Origin of the sequence: Nostoc sp. ChiQUE02 (assembly GCF_034531305.2) — a bacterium.
Lineage (GTDB): Bacteria > Cyanobacteriota > Cyanobacteriia > Cyanobacteriales > Nostocaceae > Nostoc.
Window position 1 is genome coordinate 40,116 of the sequence record NZ_JAVRBN020000022.1, and the last position, 21,199, is coordinate 61,314.

Below are 21,199 nucleotides of genomic sequence, written 5' to 3' on the forward strand. Positions count from 1 at the left end.
ATAAAAGGTTCGCTATGACCCCACAACTCGAAGCTGCGATCGCAGCGATCCAACTGCTCTCATCCACAGAACGCCTACAACTGCTGCAAATCCTCACCCAAATCGATTCAACCTCAAATTCCCAAACCGATCTCAAAACCCTCAGTACCCAGTTTTGGCATGGCTCCACGCTTAAGGAGCTACTCGCCACTCAAACCCTCACGACCGTTCATAACCTCAAGGATCTCGCCGCTGACTTTTGGCCCGAAGAAGACTCCATTGAGGATTTCCTTACCTTCCTGCGACAGCAGCGCCAAGAGGTAATTTAATCAAACTCCCATGAGTCTTGTGCTTATCGATACTGACATCGCCTCTTTCATCTTCAAAGGTAGTGACTATGCTGACCCTTACCTACCACTTTTGAGCAGTCAGGAATTGGCACTGTCGTTTATGACCGTCGCCGAACTTTTTCAGTGGGCAATTTTGCGTCAGTGGGGCGATCGTCGCCTTGCACAGCTAGAGCAATATCTGTCGAATTACCTCGTAATTCCGGTCGATCAAACCCTTTGTCGGCAATGGGCACAGGTGCGTGTGGAGCAACAAAGTGCGGGACGATCAATTTCACCTCAAGACGCTTGGATTGCAGCCACGGCTCTACGCCATGATTTACCCCTAGTCACTCACAACATCAAAGATTTTCTAGGAATTTTCAATCTACGGCTTCTTACGCCTTGAACGGGAGAGTGACGATGTTGTGAATCTCCCGTTTGGTAGGCATTGGTTTCCTATTAGATTTTAGCTAACTTACGATCGCAGGCGATGCCCCATTCATAGATCCATTTACAGAAGAAAGCTGAACAGGATCAGTTGCTAAAGAATTGGTGAGTTTGGAATTGCTTAGTGTGCTTCGCTTCTTCTTGGTATTAACTCGTCGCGCACCACCCGCCATCTCGTATTCCTGGCTGGTTTTACCGTAACGGCTGCCAACTCCTAGTAACATTTTTTCTGACATTGTTATTACAGCCTGTTCTGCGTTTTTGACATCATCTGTGAGTTTGTCAATAGTAGATAACGCGGTGTTGTACGCAGCAAGCTTAGACCGTAAATCGTTAATTATTATATTGTAAGCTTGTATAGTCAATCCTTCGCCAAAGTCAAGTTCTACGCTGATAGATTGTAAACTTTCAATCCGGCGATCGGCTTTTTCTAAAACGCTAGAATTTCTTTTAGGACGTGCCATAATGCATCTCTGCTACTAGGGTGATAGTACTGTTTTATACAAAAATTCCTTGGATTGTCATGGGAAAATATAGCAAATCAGTTGCGATCGCATCTTGAATAATTTAGTTAATTTCACTTAGACTGTTTTTATGTTTCAGGTAATAAATAAATTCATAAATTTATTACAACAATTGCTGCAATGATTAAAGCGTTTCTTATATATGGAATAGCATTTGTTGCAAAGTATTAAACGTTTGCTGCAACTGCTTATATGTTTGCAAGAAATGCTTAAGCGTTTCTTATACATGGAATAGCATTTGTTGCAAAGTATTAAGCATTTGCTGCAACTGCTTATATGTTTGCGAGAAATGCTTAAGCGTTTCTTATAGATCAAGCAACATTAGCTGCTAAGGTTTAAATTTTCACAGTCTGAAGCGTAGAAGCGATCGCCTTTGCCTTTTCTCTGAGATAAAATAGCCCCTTAAAGCTTGTTAACGTAATAAATCAAGTCCTGTTGCAATACTGCTCGGTTAAAAATATTTGTAGGTTGGGTTGAGCGGAGCGAAACCCAACAAACCCCGCAAAATGTTGGGTTTCGTTCCTCAACCCAACCTACACATTTTTAGATCGCCTATGAACAATAAGGGTGTTAGGATATCTTTCACCAGCGGAATCTGACTTATGAAATTAGTTTGCTCCCAAAGCGATCTCAGTACAAATCTCTCACTCGTTAGTCGTGCAGTACCTTCACGACCAACTCATCCAGTACTTGCCAATGTGCTGTTGCAAGCGGATGCTGAAACTAACCAAGTAAGCTTAACAGCCTTCGATCTCAGCTTAGGAATCCGCACCAGCTTTAACGCAGAGGTATGGCAAAGTGGTGCGATCGCACTTCCTGCTAAGTTACTTGTAGATATCACCTCTCGGCTTCCAGAAGGCGAAATCACTTTAGATGATGAATCAGCCCTCACAGGTGCAACACCCGGTGGAGAAGGTTTAATAGTCACACTCACACCCAAGAGTGGACATTACCAAGTCCGAGCAATGGGGCCGGAAGAATTTCCCGAACTACCTGTAATTGAAAATACAGAAGTAATCCATCTCACCACTACCGCATTAATTGAGGGATTACGCGGTTCATTATTTGCTACCAGTGGTGATGAAACCAAGCAAGTACTCACTGGTGTACATTTAACAGTTAAACAAGATACCCTAGAATTTGCAGCTACCGACGGACATCGCCTCTCAGTAGTAGAAACTAGTAACGAGCGTCCTTTAGGCGGAACTAGTCAACTAGAAGTAACAGTACCAGCTAGAGCATTACGCGAACTCCAACGAATGTTAGCTCATAGCGCCTCATCAGATGAACCCGTAGCTTTATATTTCGATCAAGGTCAAGTTGTGTTTGCATGGCAAAATCAACGCTTGACTAGTCGCACATTAGAAGGGCAATATCCTGCTTATCGACAATTAATCCCGCGCCAATTTGAGCGACAAGTGACAATCGAACGACGACAATTCGTCAGCACTTTGGAACGGATTGCTGTGCTAGCCGATCAGAAAAATAATATTGTCAAGGTCAGTATTGACAGCGAAGCCCAAGAAATTACCTTATCTTGTGAAGCTCAAGATGTGGGTAGTGGTAGAGAGTCAATGCCAGCACAAATTTCTGGGGAAAATATAGAAATTGCCTTTAATATTAAATATTTGATGGAAGGTTTGAAAGAGTTACCATCTTCCGAAATTCAAATGCATTTGAATCAAAGCCTAACTCCAGTGATTTTTACGCCATTGGGTGGTTTAAAAATGACCTATTTAGCTATGCCTGTGCAACTTAGAAGTTAGAAGTTATCAAGGAAGGCAGGAGGCAGAGGGCAGGAGGCAGGAGGAAAACTGCCCGGTTGTTGAGCGTAGTCGAAACACGGTTTCCTGCCGTGACCAAATGGAACAGGGGTTTAAGACAAATGACAAATGACAAATGGCTAATGACAAATGACTAATGACAAATGACTAATGACTAATTTGTTTAATCGGAATTTCAATCCAAAATTCTGTACCTAACCCCGGCTGAGAATCACATTTAAACACACCACCGTGTTTATCTACGACAATCTGATAACTAATTGATAACCCCAAGCCAGTGCCTTTTCCCACTGGCTTAGTGGTAAAAAATGGGTCACAGATTCTTGCTCTGAGGGCTTCGGGTATTCCTGGGCCATTGTCTGCAATACGAATTACTACGCTTTTGATATTACCTTCAAGCTCTCCAATAGAAGTACGGATGGTAATTTCACTATTATGAGAATTTGATTTAGATTCCCTATAATCTTCTAGAGCATCGATCGCATTGCTTAAAACATTCATAAATACCTGATTCAGTGGCCCGGCATAGCACTCTACTAAGGGAAGGTCACTGTATTCTTTGACTAATTTAATCGCCGGACTTTCTGGTTTTGCTTTCAAGCGATGCTGCAAAATTAGCAAGGTGCTATCAATGCCTTCATGAATATCAACTGGCTTTTTTTCTGCCTGGTCAAGGCGGGAGAAATTCCGTAAACCCAAGACAATTTGCCGGATGCGATCGATGCCAACTTTCATCGAAGATAGAGTTTTGGGCAAATCTTCCATGAGAAATTCTAAATCTATCTCGAAGGCGCGATCGCTAATCTCAGGGCTAGGATTGGTGCATTCTTGCAAATATAGGTCTAGTATACTAAGTAAATCTTGAGCGTAATCGTTGACATGATTGATGTTGCCATAAATGAAGTTCACGGGGTTATTAATTTCGTGAGCAATACCAGCTACCAGTTGACCCAGTGAAGACATTTTCTCAGTTTGGATCAGTTGGGTTTGAGTTTGCTTTAAATCATGCAAAGCTTGAGCCAGCTTTTGGGTCTGCTCTTTAGTTTGATTATGCAATTGGGCTTGTTGGAGTGCAACCCCAAGCTGATTAGCAATTTGAGCAATAAACTTAATTTCCGAGGCTTCCCAATGGCGGGGTGCAGAATTCTGGTAAGCTGCTAGCAAGCCCCATAGCTGTTGCCCGATAAATATAGGTGCGATCGCATAGGCTCTTGCTTGAATTTGCTCTAGAACTGCAATGTGGCATTGAGAGTGACCAGCTTCATAGATGTCATCAACTGCAAAGGTTTCATTGTGACGATATCGCCCACCTTGGGTTTCCTGCAAATAGCTATCTTGCCAAACTGTCTTGGTATCATAACTTACTAGCTTTATCCAGCGATCGCCCACAAACTCGGCGATATATTCACCACTCCAATCAGCCTGGAAGCGGTAGACTGCAACTCGATCCGCTTGTAGTGATTTACAGATTTCTTGGGTGGTTGTCTGAAAAATCGCATCTAGGTCAAGAGATTCCCTAACTTTCGCCACAACTTCAAACAATACCCGTTGTTGTTCTGCTGCTTGTTGCAAATTTAACGCCTGCTGTCGTGTCTGCGTGAGTAAATCAGCTTGCTGGAGTGCTACTCCCATTTGGGCAGCAATCTGACTGAGAAAGTTCACTTCAGAGGTTTTCCATTGCCGAGGGCCAGTGTGTTGATAAGTTGCCAGCAAACCCCAAAGTTTTTGCCCAACAAAAATCGGAGCAAGCACAAAAGCGTGAATTTGAAACTGCTCTAGATTCTCGATATGACATTGAGTAAACCCCATCTTGTAGATGTCATCGACTGCAAATGTTTCATTGTTGCGGTAACGTCCTCCCTCTGTATCTTGTAAGTAGGTGTCATTCCAAATTGTATTAATACCTAGTTCGGATTCATTCGACCAGTATGGACTAGCAGCCTCGAAATCCCCGACAAACTCACCACCCCAAGTAGAATCGAAACGATAAACAGAAACGCGATCGGCTTTGATTAATTGACAAACCTCTTTAGTAGTGGTTTGAAAAATAGTATCTGTGTCCAGGGATTCCCGAATCTCTGCAATAACTTTAAACACAGCCTGTTCTTGTTCAGATGTGCGTTGTAACTCAACTGTGCGTCTTTTAACTTGTTTTTCTAAATTTTCATTGAAGACTTGTACTTGTTGCTGTAGTTCATACTGCTGAACTGCGGAAGCAAAGTGTTTACCCAGATTTCTAGCCAGTTCAATCTCTTCAATCGTCCATTTTTGAGCTTGTGCTTTTTTAGATTCGCGCCAAACTTCAAAGGATCGCCGGGGGTACAGTTGTCTTTGATCGCTGTCATACTGCCCCGCCCATAAAGTTTCTGTATCTATTTCGTCACGAAAAATACTTAAGTAGCCCAGCAACTGCTGACGATACTGGAGTGGGATCATCAATATGCTGCGAATTTTAGTTGGTTGAAAAGCTACTTGCAAACTTCGTAAGTCAGGAGTGTTATATATATCTAAAATCGCCCAAACATCGTAATTAGTAGACTTGTAGTGTTCCTGCCAGATACTATATTGCTCTATGAGCGGATATATAGTTTGTTCTTGGATCGCAGGTTGCTGTCCACAGATATAAAGCTTGATACAAGTATTTCCTGGTATTAAGCATTCTGTTAAGCTGGTCACATTGCCACTGTGGAAATCTGAAGCTGCATTTCTAATGCAAAGCCTGCCACCGACACCATTAAAGGCAGCAACAGCTGCTTCTAGGGCTGGTTGTAATACAATCGTCGGTAATGAATGGAGTAGGGTAGCAATGCGGTTAACGATCGCTTCGCGTTCGGCTGTTTTGCGGACTTGAGTGAGAAGGGTACTTTGAGCGATCGCCACTGACAGTTGATCCACTACCATCTGTACTGCTTCTAGTTCATATTCTGAAATCAAACGCGCTTCAGAATTATGAGACACCAGCAGCCCCCAGAGTTCATCTTGATAGAAAATAGGCGCTACTACAGTGGACTTTACTCCCATTGCCGTCAAATATTCAATATGGCAGGAGTCTACAGGGCGGTAACGGATCTCCTCTGATATAGTTTCTCCATTATTCAAGTCACGCAGGTGAATTTGACCAATCTCTTGAGTATCAACATTGACAACAGAGCGCACCCGTGATTTGATGAATAGTTCACGGGCGGTGAGTGGAATATCGTCAGCAGGGAAATTCAGTCCTAGTAGCGATGGCAAACAATTGTTGTAAATTGACTCAGCAACCACTTGACCGCTATTATCGTCATGAAATTTGTAAATCATCACTCGGTCAGTTTTTAGTAGCGATCGCACCTCTGCCGTTGTTACTGTGATAATTTCTTCCAACTCTAAGCTACGTCGGATACGGTTTGTAATGCGGCGTAGTAAACTTTCTTCATGGCGACATAAGGGCAAATCTTGTTCAGGGTTGGAGGTCATTGCTTATAATATATTCAATTAATAATTTGCAAAACAGAGATAATTAATTCTAATAATATTTTGAAATTTGTTTGATCAAGTTGTCTTCAGTAAAACTACGGCAAATTACTAACAAAAATATTTATTTGCTTTTTATAATAAGTCACAAAAGATTATAAAAACAGACGCTAATAAAATTGCGTCTGCGTTGCGTACAAGATAAAATTCTTGCCGTTTAGTTTTAAGTTTTTGTTGACAGAGGAACGTTCAACAAAATTAAACTATTGTGTTGTCAGCAAAGCGGATTTTTAGATAGTCATCTTCCATCTTTGCTCCTGCTGGTTGTAGTGCTGCTAAGGCTTGTGGCAAAACTAAGTTACGACGATGGTTGCCAATAGTAATGTTTAATTCGTCTCCAGTTTTACTGAGTTGAACTTGGTCTTTAGGGATACCAGGTAAGTAAAGTTCTAAGCTGTATTGGTTTTGCTCTTGCACTACTCTAAGAGTTGTTTCTTTGTAATAAACCTGAGTTGGATCTTCATCTTTATAAAGAGTTTCTTTCAGGCGTTCTAATGAAGCCAATCCACACATTTCCTCAGAAAATAGGGGAACTTCTTTCACAGGTAGAGGGTGAAAATTATCATGAATTTCCTGGCGATATTGCTCCTGACTTTCCTTCCAACGTTGAAAAAATGGGTCTTGGACAACGCTTGGAATAATGCGATTAGCCACTACTAAATCTGTTGCAACATTATACAAACTTAGATAAGCATGGGCACGGAGAGACTCTTTAATCACCATCTTTTCGGGATTAGTGACCAGACGCACTGAGGTTTGAGTATTGTCTGTTAATACTTTTTCCAGAGCTTCAATTTGTTCATAAAACTCATAAGGTGCATCCATCACTTCTTTATCAGGTAGCGAAAAACCAGCAATTGGTCTAAAAAAAGGTTCAACCAGAGGTCGAAGTGCCACCGAGATATTTTGAAATGGTTTGTAAAAACGCCGCATATACCAGCCACCGACTTCAGGTAAACTCAGCAAGCGCAGTGCTGTGCCAGTGGGGGCCGAGTCGATAATTAAAACGTCAAACTCACCTTCATCGTAATGGCGTTTCATCCTTACCAAGCCAAAAATCTCATCCATGCCTGGTAAAATTGCCAATTCTTCCGCCTGTATGCCGTCTAAACCCCTTGCCTGTAAAACTTGGGTAATGTAACGTTTCACAGCACCCCAGTTTCCTTCCAGTTCTTGCAGCGCATCCAGTTCAGCACCCCACAGATTTGGGCGAATTTTTCGGGGTGTATGTCCCATTTCTATGTCAAAACTGTCTGCCAAAGAGTGAGCGGGATCTGTACTTAGAACCAATGTCTGATAGCCTAGTTCCGCACAACGGAGTCCAGTTGCAGCAGCGACGGAAGTTTTGCCCACGCCGCCTTTACCGGTCATCAAAATTACACGCATAGATACTTCTGTCCTGCCTGAGGATTTTTTACATTTATTTACATTATCGACTGTTTAAGGAAAATAAATGTCGTTTCAACACGTCTAGGCATTATTATAAGTATTTACCCTAATTCATCTGTTCGGTTTTGCTGTAGTAGTTGATCGAGCTTAGTTTCAAGTGCTGAGAGTTTTTTGAGGATTGTGGGGCGATCGCCATCAAGAGAAACTAGTAAATTGGTTATTCTCTCTTGTATGTTCGTTAATTGTGCTACTGCATTCTGGATTTGGAGCATTCCCTCTCGGAGTTCTTGGCGTTCCTGACGTGCTTCCGCCATTTCATCTAACATAGCTTGGACTGTTTTAGCGTTACTCTCAATTAGATGTTTGAGTTCTTTATCAGTCATTGCGATCGCACTTTGGAGTTGAGTTTATTATTCACTCTAAAGTATTGAGGGATTTCGTTTCAATCCCCAGTAGAGCAACACAGTTGTGCTACCCTAATTACCTGAAAATTGCTACAAGGGCTGGTAATGCCTACTGGAAGGCAGAGCCTTCCTTAATCGCGGCAGCAGCCCGATGAGGAGCATTTCCAGCCAGAGGCTGAAAACGAAGTTTTAAAGGAGTTTCTGCTTAAGTTGACACCAATGATAAAATGTGCTTACCACAAGAAAAGTTGGATATTTTTTATTGGGAAGTCCTTAATACATTCGTAAATAGCCTGTCTTTGTAGACTTTGTCTATGTACAATATAAACCGTAGCTTTGAGTCGTTCGGCATTTATAGCGTTTCTCGTTTGAATGCAATAGGTTTTGGTCTCTCTCCTAAAAGGAGAGAGGCTTTGAATCTTACTCCCTTGCCTTCAAGAGAAGAGACTGGAGGAATTATTAAAGAAACAGAGTCATTATTTTATATTCCTTTAACGCACAATAAACCCATATTTTTTGAGTACAGTTTTGGCTTGACTGCCAGATAGAAACTGGACAAATTCTTTGGCAGCAGAAGTATTTTTACTGTTTTTAATTATTGCTACTGGATAGACAATCGGTGAGTGGAACTTATCATCAGCAGCGACTACGACTTTTACCTTGTTAGAAATTTTTGCATCAGTGGCATAAACCAAACCTGCTTCGGCATTACCACTTTCTACTGCTGCCAAAACTTGACGCACATTGTTAGCAAAGACCAATTTTGACTTGATCCGATCATAAAGTTTCAACTTCTTTAAGACTTGCTCACCATACTGACCAGCGGGTACGCTTCTAGGTTCACCGATCGCAATTTTTTTAATCTTACTATCTGTTAAATTGTAGAAGCTACTGATGCCAACAACATCCTGAGCCACAATCAAGACTAGACGGTTATTTGCCAGGTTAGTACGGCTACCTGGTAGCAACAGTCCTTTTTCTTCCAAAGCATCCACTTGCTTTTTGCCAGCAGAAATAAAGATATCCGCTGGTGCACCTTGCTCAATCTGTTGCTGCAAGGCACCAGAAGCTCCAAAGTTATAATTAATATTGATATTTGATTTACTTTGTTGGTACAAAGGCTTAATTTCTTCCATTGCCTCTTTTAAGCTGGCGGCCGCAGACACGAGTATGTTGGTGTTTGACTGTGCTATTACAGGAGAAGGAGTAACCAACGGTAAACCAATTGCTAGCAGCAAGCCAGCAATGACTATACCCAGGAAGCCAAAAATTTGTCTTCTTTTCATAAAAAAGGCGTTTGAAAGGTTTCTTCCATAAAATTGATGCTAGGTAAAATAGTACCAAACATACCAACATATAACCAACTATATCGGTAAAATTATGCCTAGAAAAGAACAAGGGTGGGTTACATTCCAAACCTCAGAAGAGGAGCGCAAGATTTTGGAAGAGTTTTGCGGCCAGTCTCAGCGAACCAAGACCGAGATTCTCCGAGAACTGGTACGTGGTCTTAATCAACACTCTTTACCATCAAACTCGCTACCAACCATAAACACAGAAGAGGAAGATATCTACACTCAAAAACCTGAGATAGAAATTAGTATTCAAAAGAAACCACTCAAAGTTAGCTCTCGCAATATTTTGAAGGGTGTTGTTAAGCGAGTTGTCACTGGAGCCGTTAATAGTGAGGTGACATTGGAGATTGTTCACAGAGTTGAGTTAACTTCGATTATCACCAGAGTTTCGGTAGAGGAGTTGGATTTGTCTGAGGGGAAAGAGGCTTATGCTGTTATTAAGTCCAACGATATAGTTATTGCCAGAGAATAGGATGTAGTGATGTCTCTGAACAATTACTTTGTCGTAGGCGTAGCCCGCACTTCTCTACGAGACGCTGCGCGTAGCTTGCTTCCACGTTCGCGTAGCGTCTCGTAGGCAAGTGTTACGGCATGCAATACTTTTCGGATAAGCTTAACAATCTCTCTTTTGGTCTGGGAAAAGGTTACTGGGCTTGGGGGAAAGGTGAATTTAAACCTTTTCCCTTTCCCCGTTGACCGAAAAGTATTGGGTAAACCGGGCTACGGTCATATTCCGTAGCCCTTGCTTACCACTCTGTAGCTTATGAAAGTACTGGTTCTGCTTCCAGCTTCTCGGCTTTGTTCTTCAAGATGGTTGGTAATTCACTATTGAAAGCCTCACCTTCAACCACTTGCGAGCGGAAACCATCGGGACCGACTGGAACATCCCCCGTGATAGTGGTGCGATAGAGAACGCGCTCAACTTCTAGATGATCCAGATCCTGAGGGGCCAAATGGGAGGTGGCGCGGTTGTCCCAGAACGCAATGTCACCGTTGTTCCAACGGAAGCGGGTGGTGTAGGCAGGCTTGGTGATCTGGTTGAAGAACAACTCAAGCAGCAGGTCGCTCTCTTGTCGTGATACGTCAAGAATGTGCGAGGTGAAACCAGGGTTCACGTATAATGCGCGTTCACCAGTCTCAGGATGAACCCTTACTACTGGATGGATTGAGACGAGGGGATTGGCTGCTATGCGCTGGGCAATCTTGCTGTTGCTGGGGAAATTCAAACGCGCATTGAAGCGATGTTCGGCTTTCAATCCGTCTGCTAGCGCCCGTAAAGGTGCTGATAGACCCTCGTAGGCTGCGACTAAATTAGTCCACTGTGTGTCACCACCGAAGCTGGGAACATTAACCGCACGCAAAATCGACGCCGCAGGCGGGTTGACAACTGCTGTCACATCGGTGTGCCAGCGGCTCTCGTAGCTAGAACGCCGCAGACCATTGCGCCGCTCGTAACGGCTGCGGTCTATCGGCAGGATTTCTGAGAAGCCTTCAATCGGCTCATCTTCGTGCGGATGCGCGTAAGTGACTTCGCCGAAACGAGCCGTGAACGCAATCTGCGCCGCATGATCGATGTTTTGACCGCGAAAAAACACGACTTTCCACTTCAATAGTGCTTGACGAATTTCTTTGATTGCATCATCGTGCAAAGGACGCGACAGGTCTACGCCGCTGATTTCGGCACCGATGAAACCAGCTACCTGTTTGACTTCAATGTGTTTGTTGCTCATGTGAATTCTCCATAGTTTGATTCATAGGGCATCGCACTCGTCCGTTTCTTTTGGTATGTTGCTTGCACTTAATGGCTACATACCAAAGGAAGCGATCGCAGTTGAAAATAATCATACTATAAATCTATCGATTTGCCGTAGTATAAAATTACTGTATTTTAGACGGTCGATTTAGTCCGGGCAAGGGCAAGTTAAAAGAGACCGACAAGCACCAATTTAGACTTGCCACGTCAGTAGCAACTGTCTTGAATGCCCAGTGAGTTACTCGCTGCGATCGCGCTATTGCATCAAAAGGCTTTCATACTTTAGATTTTCTAAGATATTAGGATCAGTTAATTCTGCAATCTTAGTAATGCTAAAAGTCAACTAATCGACGATTATTTTTAGCGTGGTATTCGCAAATCGATCCTTGCTCCTGCATATTCTAAATTTTGATGTCGCAAAATTCATTGATTAATTTAAACCTAGTCTTATTTAGACTAAAATAATTTTAAAAGCTTGAGATTAAATTATGGGGCTTACTCGTTTTTAATTACTAATTTCCAGATTTATTAATTGAGCTAAAATCCCTATAATCAAATTATAATCACAAATTCGTGAGGATGATTTATTACTCAATTAGAAGATTTCCGCAAGATACTATTAGATTTCTCGATAGCGGCAGATTTGATAAGCTGGTTCAATAGTATTATCAAAAGGTGACTACTTCACTCAACTTCCTCACAGCGAATTAACAGAGTTTCCATCGCCTCTGCTAGAGAAATTAACTCTGTCCAAGAGGAGCCAGTAACTAAATTTTGGGCGTGAGCTAATCGGTTTCGCAACTGTTCAGCAGACTTGAGGAAACGTTCGCCAAACCGCTTGGATTTTAGTCCCAGTTGCTGGAGAAGTTCTGGTTGATTTAAAATCAACTCTCGCTTATCACAGAATTGCAGATAATCTAACAAATCGGTAGCTTCATTTCTTTCCTGGCTCTCTCGCCATAGCCGTTGAGCAACTTCTAAGCGTTCAGGTTTGAGAACTTTTTGCCAAGAATCTTGGGGATAATAAATCCGCACCAGCCGCAGCAGATTCATTTCTAGCAGCGTTACCAAGCCAAACAGTAGCATTCGCGCGGGTGCTTTCTGCAAGTCGCCACAGGTGATAATACCACTTACCTGATTGCAGTCTAAGACAAACAATCGCGGAGTTTGTTGCAAAATGGGTAGCAACTTCATAAGTGGGGTAGAAATGGCAATTAGTTCTTTTGGATGAAACACCCGTTGATAATCGCTACATTTGCCAAATGTGGCTTGAATCAAACTAGAGCGTTCTACATAACCGCTAATAATATCTCCCGTCTCAACGCCGATAACATCAAAATTTTGTGCCTGCATCCAATGCAGCACTTCTTTCACCTCTGCATCAGCTGGCATAGCTTTGAGGGGTTCTGCCACGTATTCAATGGTGATATTGTTCTCAAATAAACTTCGCAGGTCTTGAGAACGCGATTTTAAGTGTTTCATCCTCCTGCTGTGAACTCATGTTAAATAATCCTACGGTACTCATGCGATCGCCAGCGGAATTTTCTGCCAGATTACCTCTGCGATTGCTATCTCAACAAATACCATAGACCAATATTATACCATTTTAGTTGGTAAATTAGTGATGCTATTAGACAATTGCAAGTAACAAAATATTTCGCATTTATAAAAAAATAAATATATATGTAGTTAACTATATGAGATTACTTGATTAATTTGCGATAAAAATGCCGAAAAACCTGACAAAAAAATGTTATTACTAAAACGCCATATCGAATTGATACTTGGTAGAATTTTACCAAGATAACCAAAATTGATAATATTATTATGCCAAGAAAAGAACAAGGATGGGTAACATTTCAAACTTCAGAGGACGAGCGGAAGATTTTAGAGGAGTTCTGCGAACAGTCTCAACGCACCAAGACTGAGATTCTGCGAGAACTTGTGCGTAGTCTCAATCAGCACTCATCAGCACCAATATCACCACCAACTCAGCAAGAAGAACAGGAAGATACTTACACTCAAAAAGTTGATATAGAAAGTAGTATTCAAAAGAAATCACTAAAAGTTAGCTCTCGCAATATTCTTAAAGGTGTCATTAAACGAGTTGTTTATGGAGCAGTTAATAGTGAGGTGACTCTGGAGATTATTCATAAAGTAGAATTAACCTCAATTATCACCAGAGCTTCCGCAGAAGAGTTGGAACTATCTGAAGGAAAAGAAGCTTATGCAGTAATTAAATCCAACGACATTGTGATTGCTAGAGAATAGAAATATGTTGATTTTTGGTGTTAGATATTAAGAGGGTAAACTCTCTTCAGTAACATTTTTAAATTTGGGAGAACTGCAAGATAATTAAGTATTTATAGTTAATGCGATGTCTACAAAGAGCTACGTCTACGCAGATTCAAAGTAAAGATAAACTGGCAATAAAAATTGCTTAAGACTTTAGAAAAACATTTGCAATTGGATTTTGCGATCGCTCTGTTGAGAAAATCTCTATCTCAACATGTAGATAATTGGTGAAACATAAATATAATACGTAATAGCACGCGGGGACACAGAGATTAATTTAATTTATTCACCATGTTCCCCGAAGCTATGAGGAGCGGCTTCCGTCGCTCAGACTTCTCTTTACCTCTACTTTCACATAATGTTGTTTGCTAGTAGTATTGAGGATTTCCAGAAATTAAATTATCCAATTTTTAGAGCGAAGATGATGATCAGATTCTTCCTCGCCTGCTCCCCCGGTTACTGAGCGACATGCCCTGACTTGTGCCGAGCATCTCGACTTACTTCGACTATGCTCAGTACAAGTCGCTCGATGGAACCGGAGCCGAGGTAGCGTAGTCGTTGGCGTTCGCGTTTCTGAAAGAGAAGCCTCTCGTAGAGAAGGGAGTCAAAGTACGCTCCTCCTGCTTACACAGCGATGGGACATTTTTTTAGTTGGAAGTCCCTTGATTATTTGAGTACGGTAAACCGTATTTGCTCGTTAGTTCCCAAAGATTAATTTAATTGTTAAGTTTAGTTACATAAATAAAAAATAGCAGCAAACATTGCTAAACGGGATAAATTATGAGATGCAGTAGTATTCTTGACCCTCAAGACAAACTGAACAACTTTGCGTAGATATCGCCTGCTGTGGGCGGATACCCCATTGCACTTAGGATTTACGTTAGATGATGTCCGTCTAATTGGCCATCAGCAAAGCACCTTCCCCACAAGCTCTTAGGGAAGTAAAAAATCTTTAATCAAGTTCCTTGAGCTAAATCAAAAATAACGTTTATTTAACATTGTTTAACATTGCGATGAAAGCTACAGATCAATTGGTGCATTTTTTAGAGGAAGAGTTAGGTATTCCTGGCAGAGCAATTTCTCTCGCCTTACGACATTGTGAACAGACCCCCAACTTTCTAGCCATGACCCTCTGGCAGTATGGGCTGGTAACACTAGATCAGTTAGCCCAAATTTTTGATTGGTTGGAAACAGTATAAGTTGCTGCTTTAACTATTTGGGCTGGAAATAGCAGACTTTCTCAGAAAGTCACATTCTCAACAGTTTTCATTCTAAGGATTGGTAACATCTATGGCAATTAAAGAACAGCCTAAGTCACCTCGGTTTCGGATCATTGCTAATATATTGCTGGCAGTATCAGGGCTATTCCTGCTGTTAAATTTATTTTTGCCGGGTTTATTTGCTTCTGGCCCTGCTGGTGTTCCCTATAGCCTATTTATTCATCAAGTACAAGAAGGGGAAGTTAGTCGCGTTTCCGTTGGTCAAAACCAGATTATCTACCAACTAAAAACAGAAAATGCCGAGCCGGGGCAGGTATTTGCAACTACACCAATCTTTGATTTAGAGTTACCCAAACTTTTAGAAGAAAAGGGAGTTGAATTCGCTGCTACACCTCCACCCAAAAATACTTGGTTTACAACCCTCTTGAGTTGGGTGATTCCACCACTGATTTTTATTGGGATTTGGCAGTTCTTTCTCGCCCGTGGTGGTGGCGGTGGCCCTCAAGGTGCGCTTTCCATTGGTAAGAGCAAAGCTAAGGTTTACGTTGAAGGCGAATCAGCTAAAATCACCTTTGCAGATGTGGCTGGGGTAGAAGAAGCGAAAACTGAGTTAGTGGAAATTGTCGATTTCCTCAAGACTCCGGCACGGTTTACGCAAATTGGCGCTAGGATTCCCAAAGGTGTGCTGTTGGTTGGCCCTCCTGGTACTGGTAAGACACTTTTAGCGAAAGCCGTAGCAGGAGAAGCAGGAGTTCCATTCTTTAGTATCTCTGGTTCCGAGTTTGTAGAACTGTTTGTCGGTGTAGGTTCTTCCAGAGTCAGAGATTTGTTTGAACAGGCCAAAAAACAAGCTCCTTGTATTGTATTTATTGATGAATTGGATGCGATCGGTAAGTCTCGTAGTAGTAATGGCTTCTACGGTGGTAATGATGAGCGAGAACAGACCCTCAACCAACTATTAACAGAGATGGATGGGTTTGCGGCTGGGGATGCAACAGTGATTGTGTTAGCAGCTACCAACCGCCCGGAAACACTAGACCCAGCATTGCTGCGTCCAGGCCGCTTTGACCGCCAAGTGTTGGTAGACCGTCCCGATTTATCTGGTCGTGAAGCAATTCTCAAAATTCACGCTCAAAAGGTGAAATTAGGAGATGATGTAGATTTAAGAGCGATCGCTACTCGTACCCCCGGTTTTGCTGGTGCAGATTTGGCAAACTTGGTAAATGAAGCAGCATTATTAGCAGCTCGCAATCTCCGTGAAAGTGTTGCTCAAGAAGACTTCGCCGAAGCAATTGAGCGGGTAGTCGCCGGTTTAGAGAAAAAGAGTCGGGTGATGAACGAGACTGAGAAAAAGATTGTTGCATACCATGAAGTTGGTCACGCAATGGTCGGGGCGCTCACGACAGGAAACGGTCGCGTAGAAAAGATTTCGATTATTCCGCGTGGGATGGCAGCTTTGGGCTACACTCTGCAATTACCAACTGAAGACCGCTTTTTGATGAATGAAGCAGAACTGCGGGGTCAGATTGCGACTCTATTAGGTGGACGTTCCGCTGAAGAGATTGTGTTTAACAGTATTACAACAGGAGCTTCCAACGATTTACAACGAGCAACTGACTTGGCAGAACGGATGGTAACAGCTTATGGTATGAGCAAAGTCTTAGGACCATTAGCTTACCAACAAGGACAACAAGCAGCATTCCTGGGTAATGGTGGGGCTAATCCCCGGCGGGCGGTGAGTGAAGACACATCCAAAGCCATTGATAGCGAAGTCAAGGAAATTGTGGAAACAGCCCACGAACAAGCCCTAGAGATTCTCAGACAGAATCGAGACTTGCTAGAAGCGATCGCTACTCAACTCTTAGAAACAGAGGTCATTGAAGGGGAAAAACTGCACAGTTTGTTGAGTCAAGTGAAACCTGTAACTCATTCGTAATTAAGAAAGTCAGGTTTTAAACGCAGAGGGACGCAGAGATAACTCTGCATTTCTTTGCGTTAAACCTCTGCGTTCCTATGCATTTCCGAAATGCCACTCACCGTAATGCAAACACCAGCGAGGAAAAATGCCAATGCACCCCCAACAGCACCAAAAAGAGGTGTAATTGCTTGAGGTTGAGGAAATATGACGCCAAATAAACTCATGGCTAAAGCGAACCCACCAAAATACATCCCAATTCCTAATCCCACCCACCGCTGAGGCACTAGTCCCAAAGCAAAAGGAATTGCTCCATTGACAATTAAACTAAAGGCAGCAACGATTAACAAAATTATCGGAATTTGTGCGCCCACAGATATGATTATCAATAACGAGGGAATGATTGCACAGATCCCACAAAGCATTGCTTGACGATTGCCAATTTTGACGGCGAAGATGCCCGCTGGTATACTGGCAATTGCGATCGCTATTCCGATCCACACCATTTGCACATCAATATTATCAGTATTCAGTTGGGCTTTCAGCACTTTGCCCAAGACATCCATGAGAAATCGGATACCCCACGCTACACCGAAACCAGTTCCTAAAATCAAAGCCAATTTCTGTAAGGGCAACTTTACTGTTTCTGCTTGGTGTCTATCCACTGGTGCTTCTGGGGGATTAACCAACCGCAATACAGCCGCCGCCCCCAACATCACGAAAGAACCGATCGCAAAGGTATAAACTGGGCCTAAGCTTAGAATAAACTTGTAGCTTATCGGTCTAAAAGCTCCAATCGCACCGCCTGTTAAAGTTACGAAACTTACTGCTAAAGGTAACTGGGCTGGTGTCGAATACATCCCCAATAGGCACATAGCTGGAGAGCGAAATATTGTCATTGCTAATGCCCAAGCTACCAATACTATAGGTAAGAGCGATCGCATCACGGTAGTAGGCGGGATCAAGCTGACAACAGACGGTATGGCAATGAACAAAGTCGCTGACAAAATCATACCTACTGATATGAAGGGAAACCGAGTTCCTACCCAACGCCTAGCTTGATCTGAAAGTCCGCCCATCAGTGGTTCCAGCACCGCACCCAAGGCATTTTCGATCAGCACCAAGCCAACTGCCAATGAGGCGGGAAAACCAAACTGAGTCAAAAGTTGTGGCAAATAGATATTATAAATTAACCAGGTGAGGGTAATTGCTCCCTGCACGGCTGCCAACACCCAAACTTGCACCCATAAAATATTGAGAGGAGATTTCGAGGTAGTCAAGTCGCTTCGCTCCAATTAAAAATTAAAAATTATTAATTAAAAATTCCAAGACGCTCTCTAAGAGACGCTGCGGGTAGTTTGCTTCTCTATTCGCGCAGCGTCCTATAGGGAAGGAGTATGTGGACTCGCTAACACTGCCTCATATATTATTGTTGGCTTTGTACCAAAATTAATTAAAAATTATTCTTTTTCTTAATTTTTAACTTTTAATTTTTAATTCCAAAAAGGTCATCAGGAGATAGGGGAATGGGAACTTAAACCGCAAACTCGCTCTGCTCAAGGCAGAAAACAGAGGCTAGTATTCCTCCTGCCTTCTGCCTCCTGCCGACGCTCGCGGACTCGCTCTAAGCGAAGCCATGCCGAAGGCTTTACGCTGCGCTATCCTGCCTCTCTTGTTAATACTCTGGAACTGAAGGATCGATTTCTCGACTCCAAGCGGTAATTCCGCCTTTGACATTTGTCCCGACAATCCCAGCTTCTTTGAGAATGGCCAGGGCTTTTGCCGATCGCCCGCCCATCTTACAATGAGCAATTAAACGGTGACCGTTCAATAATTCCTTCACCTTCGCAACGCCATTCCCATTTTCAATGTCTGGTAAGGGCACCAACACTGAACCAGGAATCTTGGCAATTTCGTACTCATTGGGGTTGCGGACATCCAGCAGTACAAAATCCTTTGCACCGCTATCCAGCAATTCCTTCAAATCCTTGACGGTCATTTCTTGACTTTCCATCTGCTGTTTTGCCTCCTCTGCCTTAGCTTGTGGAATCCCGCAGAATTGTTCATAGTCTATCAGCTTTTCAATCACTGGGCGAATCGGGTTAGGACGCAACTTCAACTCCCGGAATTTCATCTCTAAGGCGTTGTATAGCAACAATCGTCCACTTAGAGTGTTACCTTGTCCCAGAATGATTTTGACAGTTTCAGTTGCCTGGATTAAACCAATAATTCCTGGCAAAATTCCCAATACCCCACCTTCCGCACATGAGGGAACCATTCCTGGTGGTGGGGGTTCTGGGAAAAGGTCACGATAGTTGGGGCCACCTTGGTAGTTAAATACAGTAGCTTGCCCTTCAAAGCGTAAAATTGAACCGTAGACGTTGGGCTTATTCAGCAATACGCAGGCGTCGTTAACTAGATATCTGGTGGGGAAGTTATCAGTACCATCCACCACGATATCGTAAGGTTGGAGGATATCCAGGGCATTTTCGGAAGTTAGGCGGGTTTCGTATAAATCAACCTGACAATAGGGGTTAATCTCGTGAATGCGGTTTTTAGCCGATTCAATCTTAGGTTTACCCACCCAGGATGTACCGTGGATTACTTGGCGTTGCAAGTTAGAAGTATCGACAACATCGAAATCGACAATCCCGATGCGTCCAATACCCGCCGCCGCCAAATATAAAAGTAGTGGTGAACCTAGTCCACCTGTACCGATACACTGTACACTGGCGGCTTTCAGGCGCTTCTGTCCTTCTAGTCCGACTTCCGGCAAAATCAGGTGTCGGGAGTAGCGTTCATAGTCGTCTTTGGTCAACTGGATTTCATCCAGATTGGGATTGAGCATAGCAGTTATGATCTGGGAGAGCGGAATATTAATCCTATCGAAAAACTGGATCTCATATAGAGATGTCTAGTAGGGAAGACGAATTTTCATCCGTGGTGGCGGTAAAAACCGCTATGAGTGACTGTATTTAAACTAAGCCATTAAATTATATTTTCAATTTCCTCTGCTTGGAACTGATGAGTATCATCAAGGCTCCAGCTTTGGAGTTTCCCAGCTTTGCCGTTTTGGACGGAAACTATTATATACGAGTATCCTTGCCAAGCGTATAGGCGATCGCATTCTGAAGGGATAGCAGGATGATCTGGGTGGGAATGAAAAATGCCGATAATGTTCAGCGAACGATCGCGTGCTTCCTTTTGTGTTTTTAGCATAACTTCGGGTGCGATCGCATATTGCCGTCTTTTACTTTCTGTTGTGCGTTCCCCTGGAAACTCAGCAGCCGCTTCTGTATTCCAGACATTTTCTGTTGGTATGACTTCTACCACAGTTTTGCCCTCATTAGCCAGATAGCCCAGAATTATACCACAGCACTCATCTGGATAGGTGCTTTCTGCATGGATGCGGATAGTTTGCAAGTGTTCTTGGCTCAGTCGGATCATGTCTGCGTTTAAAATTATAGCAACTTAGAAATTGGACTCCAAGAAATGAAGAAGCTGCGGTTTAGTAGCCGTAGTCGATTAATTAAAGTATCGAATCGACTGCGAAACTTTGACTGCTTCTTGGGGAGTAACGTTACTACAATTAGACAATTCTGGTATTACTCCCGTACCAACAAATCTGTAAAAGGGCCCATTTTGCTCTCCCCACCACTGTGATAGCAATGTTGGTTGTTTGGCATTACCGTATAATCCTTGCTCCAAAACGCTTCTTCCAAATATCGGAGAATTTATCGGGTAACTGCGTGACCCAGAGGGCAAGTCGCCAATGCCACCAGATGCTGACTCAATCGCAAAGCATTTATCTGCACTTAAATTTTGATAAACAACTAAGTAACGTAAGCTCTGAACATTTTCGCGCCCAGCCTCAACTAATACTTTGTCGGCATGAAAATTTGCAGGTATGTAGCTTGGTAATGCTATTTTTAACCCTAGCGATCGCAAAACTTTTAACTGAGTCGGTGTTAATTTTAATACCGAGTTGGTTTGTGAAGGTTTGGGTTGAGCAATTACCGCAGCCGTAGAAGCGATAATACAGGCGGCAACGCAACAGGAAGCAAGCTTAACTGAGTATTTGAATAATCTCATAGTTAATAACTATACATGATAATGGTTAATCAAGTGCGAATTACTTGATATCTCAATATTGAGTAAGTTGGCGGGGAAATTTACAAGTATATAACAATAGTTAATTAGAGTGATTAAAGTTAAATTTAACACATTGTGTACTTATAGGTTCCTTTTTCTCGTCTAGCTTGAACACTGGAGTTTATACCTGATCTAACCGCAAA

General features: G+C 42.6%; 18 protein-coding genes. 7 read left to right on the plus strand and 11 right to left on the minus strand.

Features of this window, described 5'->3' with window-relative positions; genetic code table 11:
* The first annotated feature begins 14 nt into the window (after positions 1–14).
* Together RM347_RS21720 and RM347_RS21725 are read left to right on the plus strand one after the other, a co-directional pair.
* The gene (locus tag RM347_RS21720) at positions 15–308 is read left to right on the plus strand and encodes a hypothetical protein (RefSeq protein ID WP_322715779.1); all 294 of its coding nucleotides are present in this window, start codon (positions 15–17) and stop codon (positions 306–308) included.
* Positions 309–318: 10 nt separating this feature from the next.
* Positions 319–714 carry a type II toxin-antitoxin system VapC family toxin gene (locus RM347_RS21725; protein WP_322715780.1) on the plus strand — a complete coding sequence of 132 codons (396 nt, stop codon included), beginning with the start codon at positions 319–321 and terminating at the stop codon, positions 712–714.
* 64 nt (positions 715–778) lie between these two features.
* Here the strand turns inward: RM347_RS21725 and RM347_RS21730 are convergent, their stop codons facing one another.
* On the minus strand, positions 779–1,219 hold the full coding sequence (locus RM347_RS21730) for a hypothetical protein (protein WP_322715781.1): 441 nt from the start codon (positions 1,217–1,219) through the stop codon (positions 779–781).
* Positions 1,220–1,881: 662 nt separating this feature from the next.
* On the opposite strand from RM347_RS21730, the gene dnaN reads away from it, so the two are divergent.
* Entirely contained in the window at positions 1,882–3,045 is a 1,164-nt protein-coding gene (gene dnaN / locus RM347_RS21735; RefSeq protein WP_322715782.1) for a DNA polymerase III subunit beta, read from the plus strand.
* Between the two features lie 165 nt (positions 3,046–3,210).
* On the opposite strand, the gene RM347_RS21740 is transcribed toward dnaN, so the two are convergent.
* The 4 genes from RM347_RS21740 to modA all read right to left on the minus strand — a co-directional run bounded on the left by RM347_RS21740 (position 3,211) and on the right by modA (position 9,655).
* The gene (locus RM347_RS21740) at positions 3,211–6,519 is read right to left on the minus strand and encodes a GAF domain-containing protein (protein ID WP_322715783.1); all 3,309 of its coding nucleotides are present in this window, start codon (positions 6,517–6,519) and stop codon (positions 3,211–3,213) included.
* A gap of 255 nt (positions 6,520–6,774) precedes the next feature.
* Positions 6,775–7,962 carry a TRC40/GET3/ArsA family transport-energizing ATPase gene (locus RM347_RS21745; protein ID WP_322715784.1) on the minus strand — a complete coding sequence of 396 codons (1,188 nt, stop codon included), beginning with the start codon at positions 7,960–7,962 and terminating at the stop codon, positions 6,775–6,777.
* Positions 7,963–8,066: 104 nt separating this feature from the next.
* Entirely contained in the window at positions 8,067–8,348 is a 282-nt protein-coding gene (locus tag RM347_RS21750) for a hypothetical protein (RefSeq protein WP_322715785.1), read from the minus strand.
* A gap of 512 nt (positions 8,349–8,860) precedes the next feature.
* On the minus strand, positions 8,861–9,655 hold the full coding sequence (modA, locus tag RM347_RS21755; RefSeq protein ID WP_322715786.1) for a molybdate ABC transporter substrate-binding protein: 795 nt from the start codon (positions 9,653–9,655) through the stop codon (positions 8,861–8,863).
* A gap of 94 nt (positions 9,656–9,749) precedes the next feature.
* Here modA and RM347_RS21760 point away from each other — a divergent pair, with 94 nt between their 5' ends.
* Positions 9,750–10,193: a TOBE domain-containing protein gene (locus tag RM347_RS21760; protein ID WP_322715787.1), complete on the plus strand. Its 444-nt coding sequence runs from the start codon at positions 9,750–9,752 to the stop codon at positions 10,191–10,193.
* A gap of 289 nt (positions 10,194–10,482) precedes the next feature.
* Here the strand turns inward: RM347_RS21760 and RM347_RS21765 are convergent, their stop codons facing one another.
* Together RM347_RS21765 and RM347_RS21770 are read right to left on the minus strand one after the other, a co-directional pair.
* Positions 10,483–11,451 (minus strand): TauD/TfdA dioxygenase family protein, encoded by a 969-nt coding sequence (locus tag RM347_RS21765; protein ID WP_322715788.1) that lies wholly within the window; start codon positions 11,449–11,451, stop codon positions 10,483–10,485.
* Between the two features lie 707 nt (positions 11,452–12,158).
* Positions 12,159–12,956: a hypothetical protein gene (locus tag RM347_RS21770; RefSeq protein ID WP_322715789.1), complete on the minus strand. Its 798-nt coding sequence runs from the start codon at positions 12,954–12,956 to the stop codon at positions 12,159–12,161.
* Between the two features lie 345 nt (positions 12,957–13,301).
* On the opposite strand from RM347_RS21770, the gene RM347_RS21775 reads away from it, so the two are divergent.
* The 3 genes from RM347_RS21775 (at position 13,302) to ftsH4 (ending at position 16,925) form a co-directional block, all read left to right on the plus strand.
* Positions 13,302–13,745, plus strand: a complete 444-nt coding sequence (locus tag RM347_RS21775) for a TOBE domain-containing protein (RefSeq protein ID WP_322715790.1) — start codon at positions 13,302–13,304, stop codon at positions 13,743–13,745.
* A 1,037-nt stretch (positions 13,746–14,782) separates the two neighbouring features.
* Positions 14,783–14,968 (plus strand): DUF2949 domain-containing protein, encoded by a 186-nt coding sequence (locus tag RM347_RS21780; protein ID WP_322715791.1) that lies wholly within the window; start codon positions 14,783–14,785, stop codon positions 14,966–14,968.
* Positions 14,969–15,059: 91 nt separating this feature from the next.
* Positions 15,060–16,925, plus strand: coding sequence for an ATP-dependent zinc metalloprotease FtsH4 (gene ftsH4, locus RM347_RS21785; protein ID WP_322715792.1), 1,866 nt, complete (start codon positions 15,060–15,062; stop codon positions 16,923–16,925).
* 59 nt (positions 16,926–16,984) lie between these two features.
* Here ftsH4 and RM347_RS21790 read toward each other — a convergent pair whose 3' ends face one another.
* The 4 genes from RM347_RS21790 to RM347_RS21805 all read right to left on the minus strand — a co-directional run bounded on the left by RM347_RS21790 (position 16,985) and on the right by RM347_RS21805 (position 20,996).
* Positions 16,985–18,184: an MFS transporter gene (locus RM347_RS21790; protein WP_322715793.1), complete on the minus strand. Its 1,200-nt coding sequence runs from the start codon at positions 18,182–18,184 to the stop codon at positions 16,985–16,987.
* Positions 18,185–18,579: 395 nt separating this feature from the next.
* The gene (gene moeB, locus RM347_RS21795) at positions 18,580–19,752 is read right to left on the minus strand and encodes a molybdopterin-synthase adenylyltransferase MoeB (RefSeq protein WP_322715794.1); all 1,173 of its coding nucleotides are present in this window, start codon (positions 19,750–19,752) and stop codon (positions 18,580–18,582) included.
* Between the two features lie 140 nt (positions 19,753–19,892).
* Positions 19,893–20,351, minus strand: coding sequence for a M67 family metallopeptidase (locus RM347_RS21800; protein ID WP_322715795.1), 459 nt, complete (start codon positions 20,349–20,351; stop codon positions 19,893–19,895).
* Positions 20,352–20,429: 78 nt separating this feature from the next.
* On the minus strand, positions 20,430–20,996 hold the full coding sequence (locus tag RM347_RS21805; RefSeq protein ID WP_322715796.1) for a hypothetical protein: 567 nt from the start codon (positions 20,994–20,996) through the stop codon (positions 20,430–20,432).
* Positions 20,997–21,199: the final 203 nt, after the last annotated feature.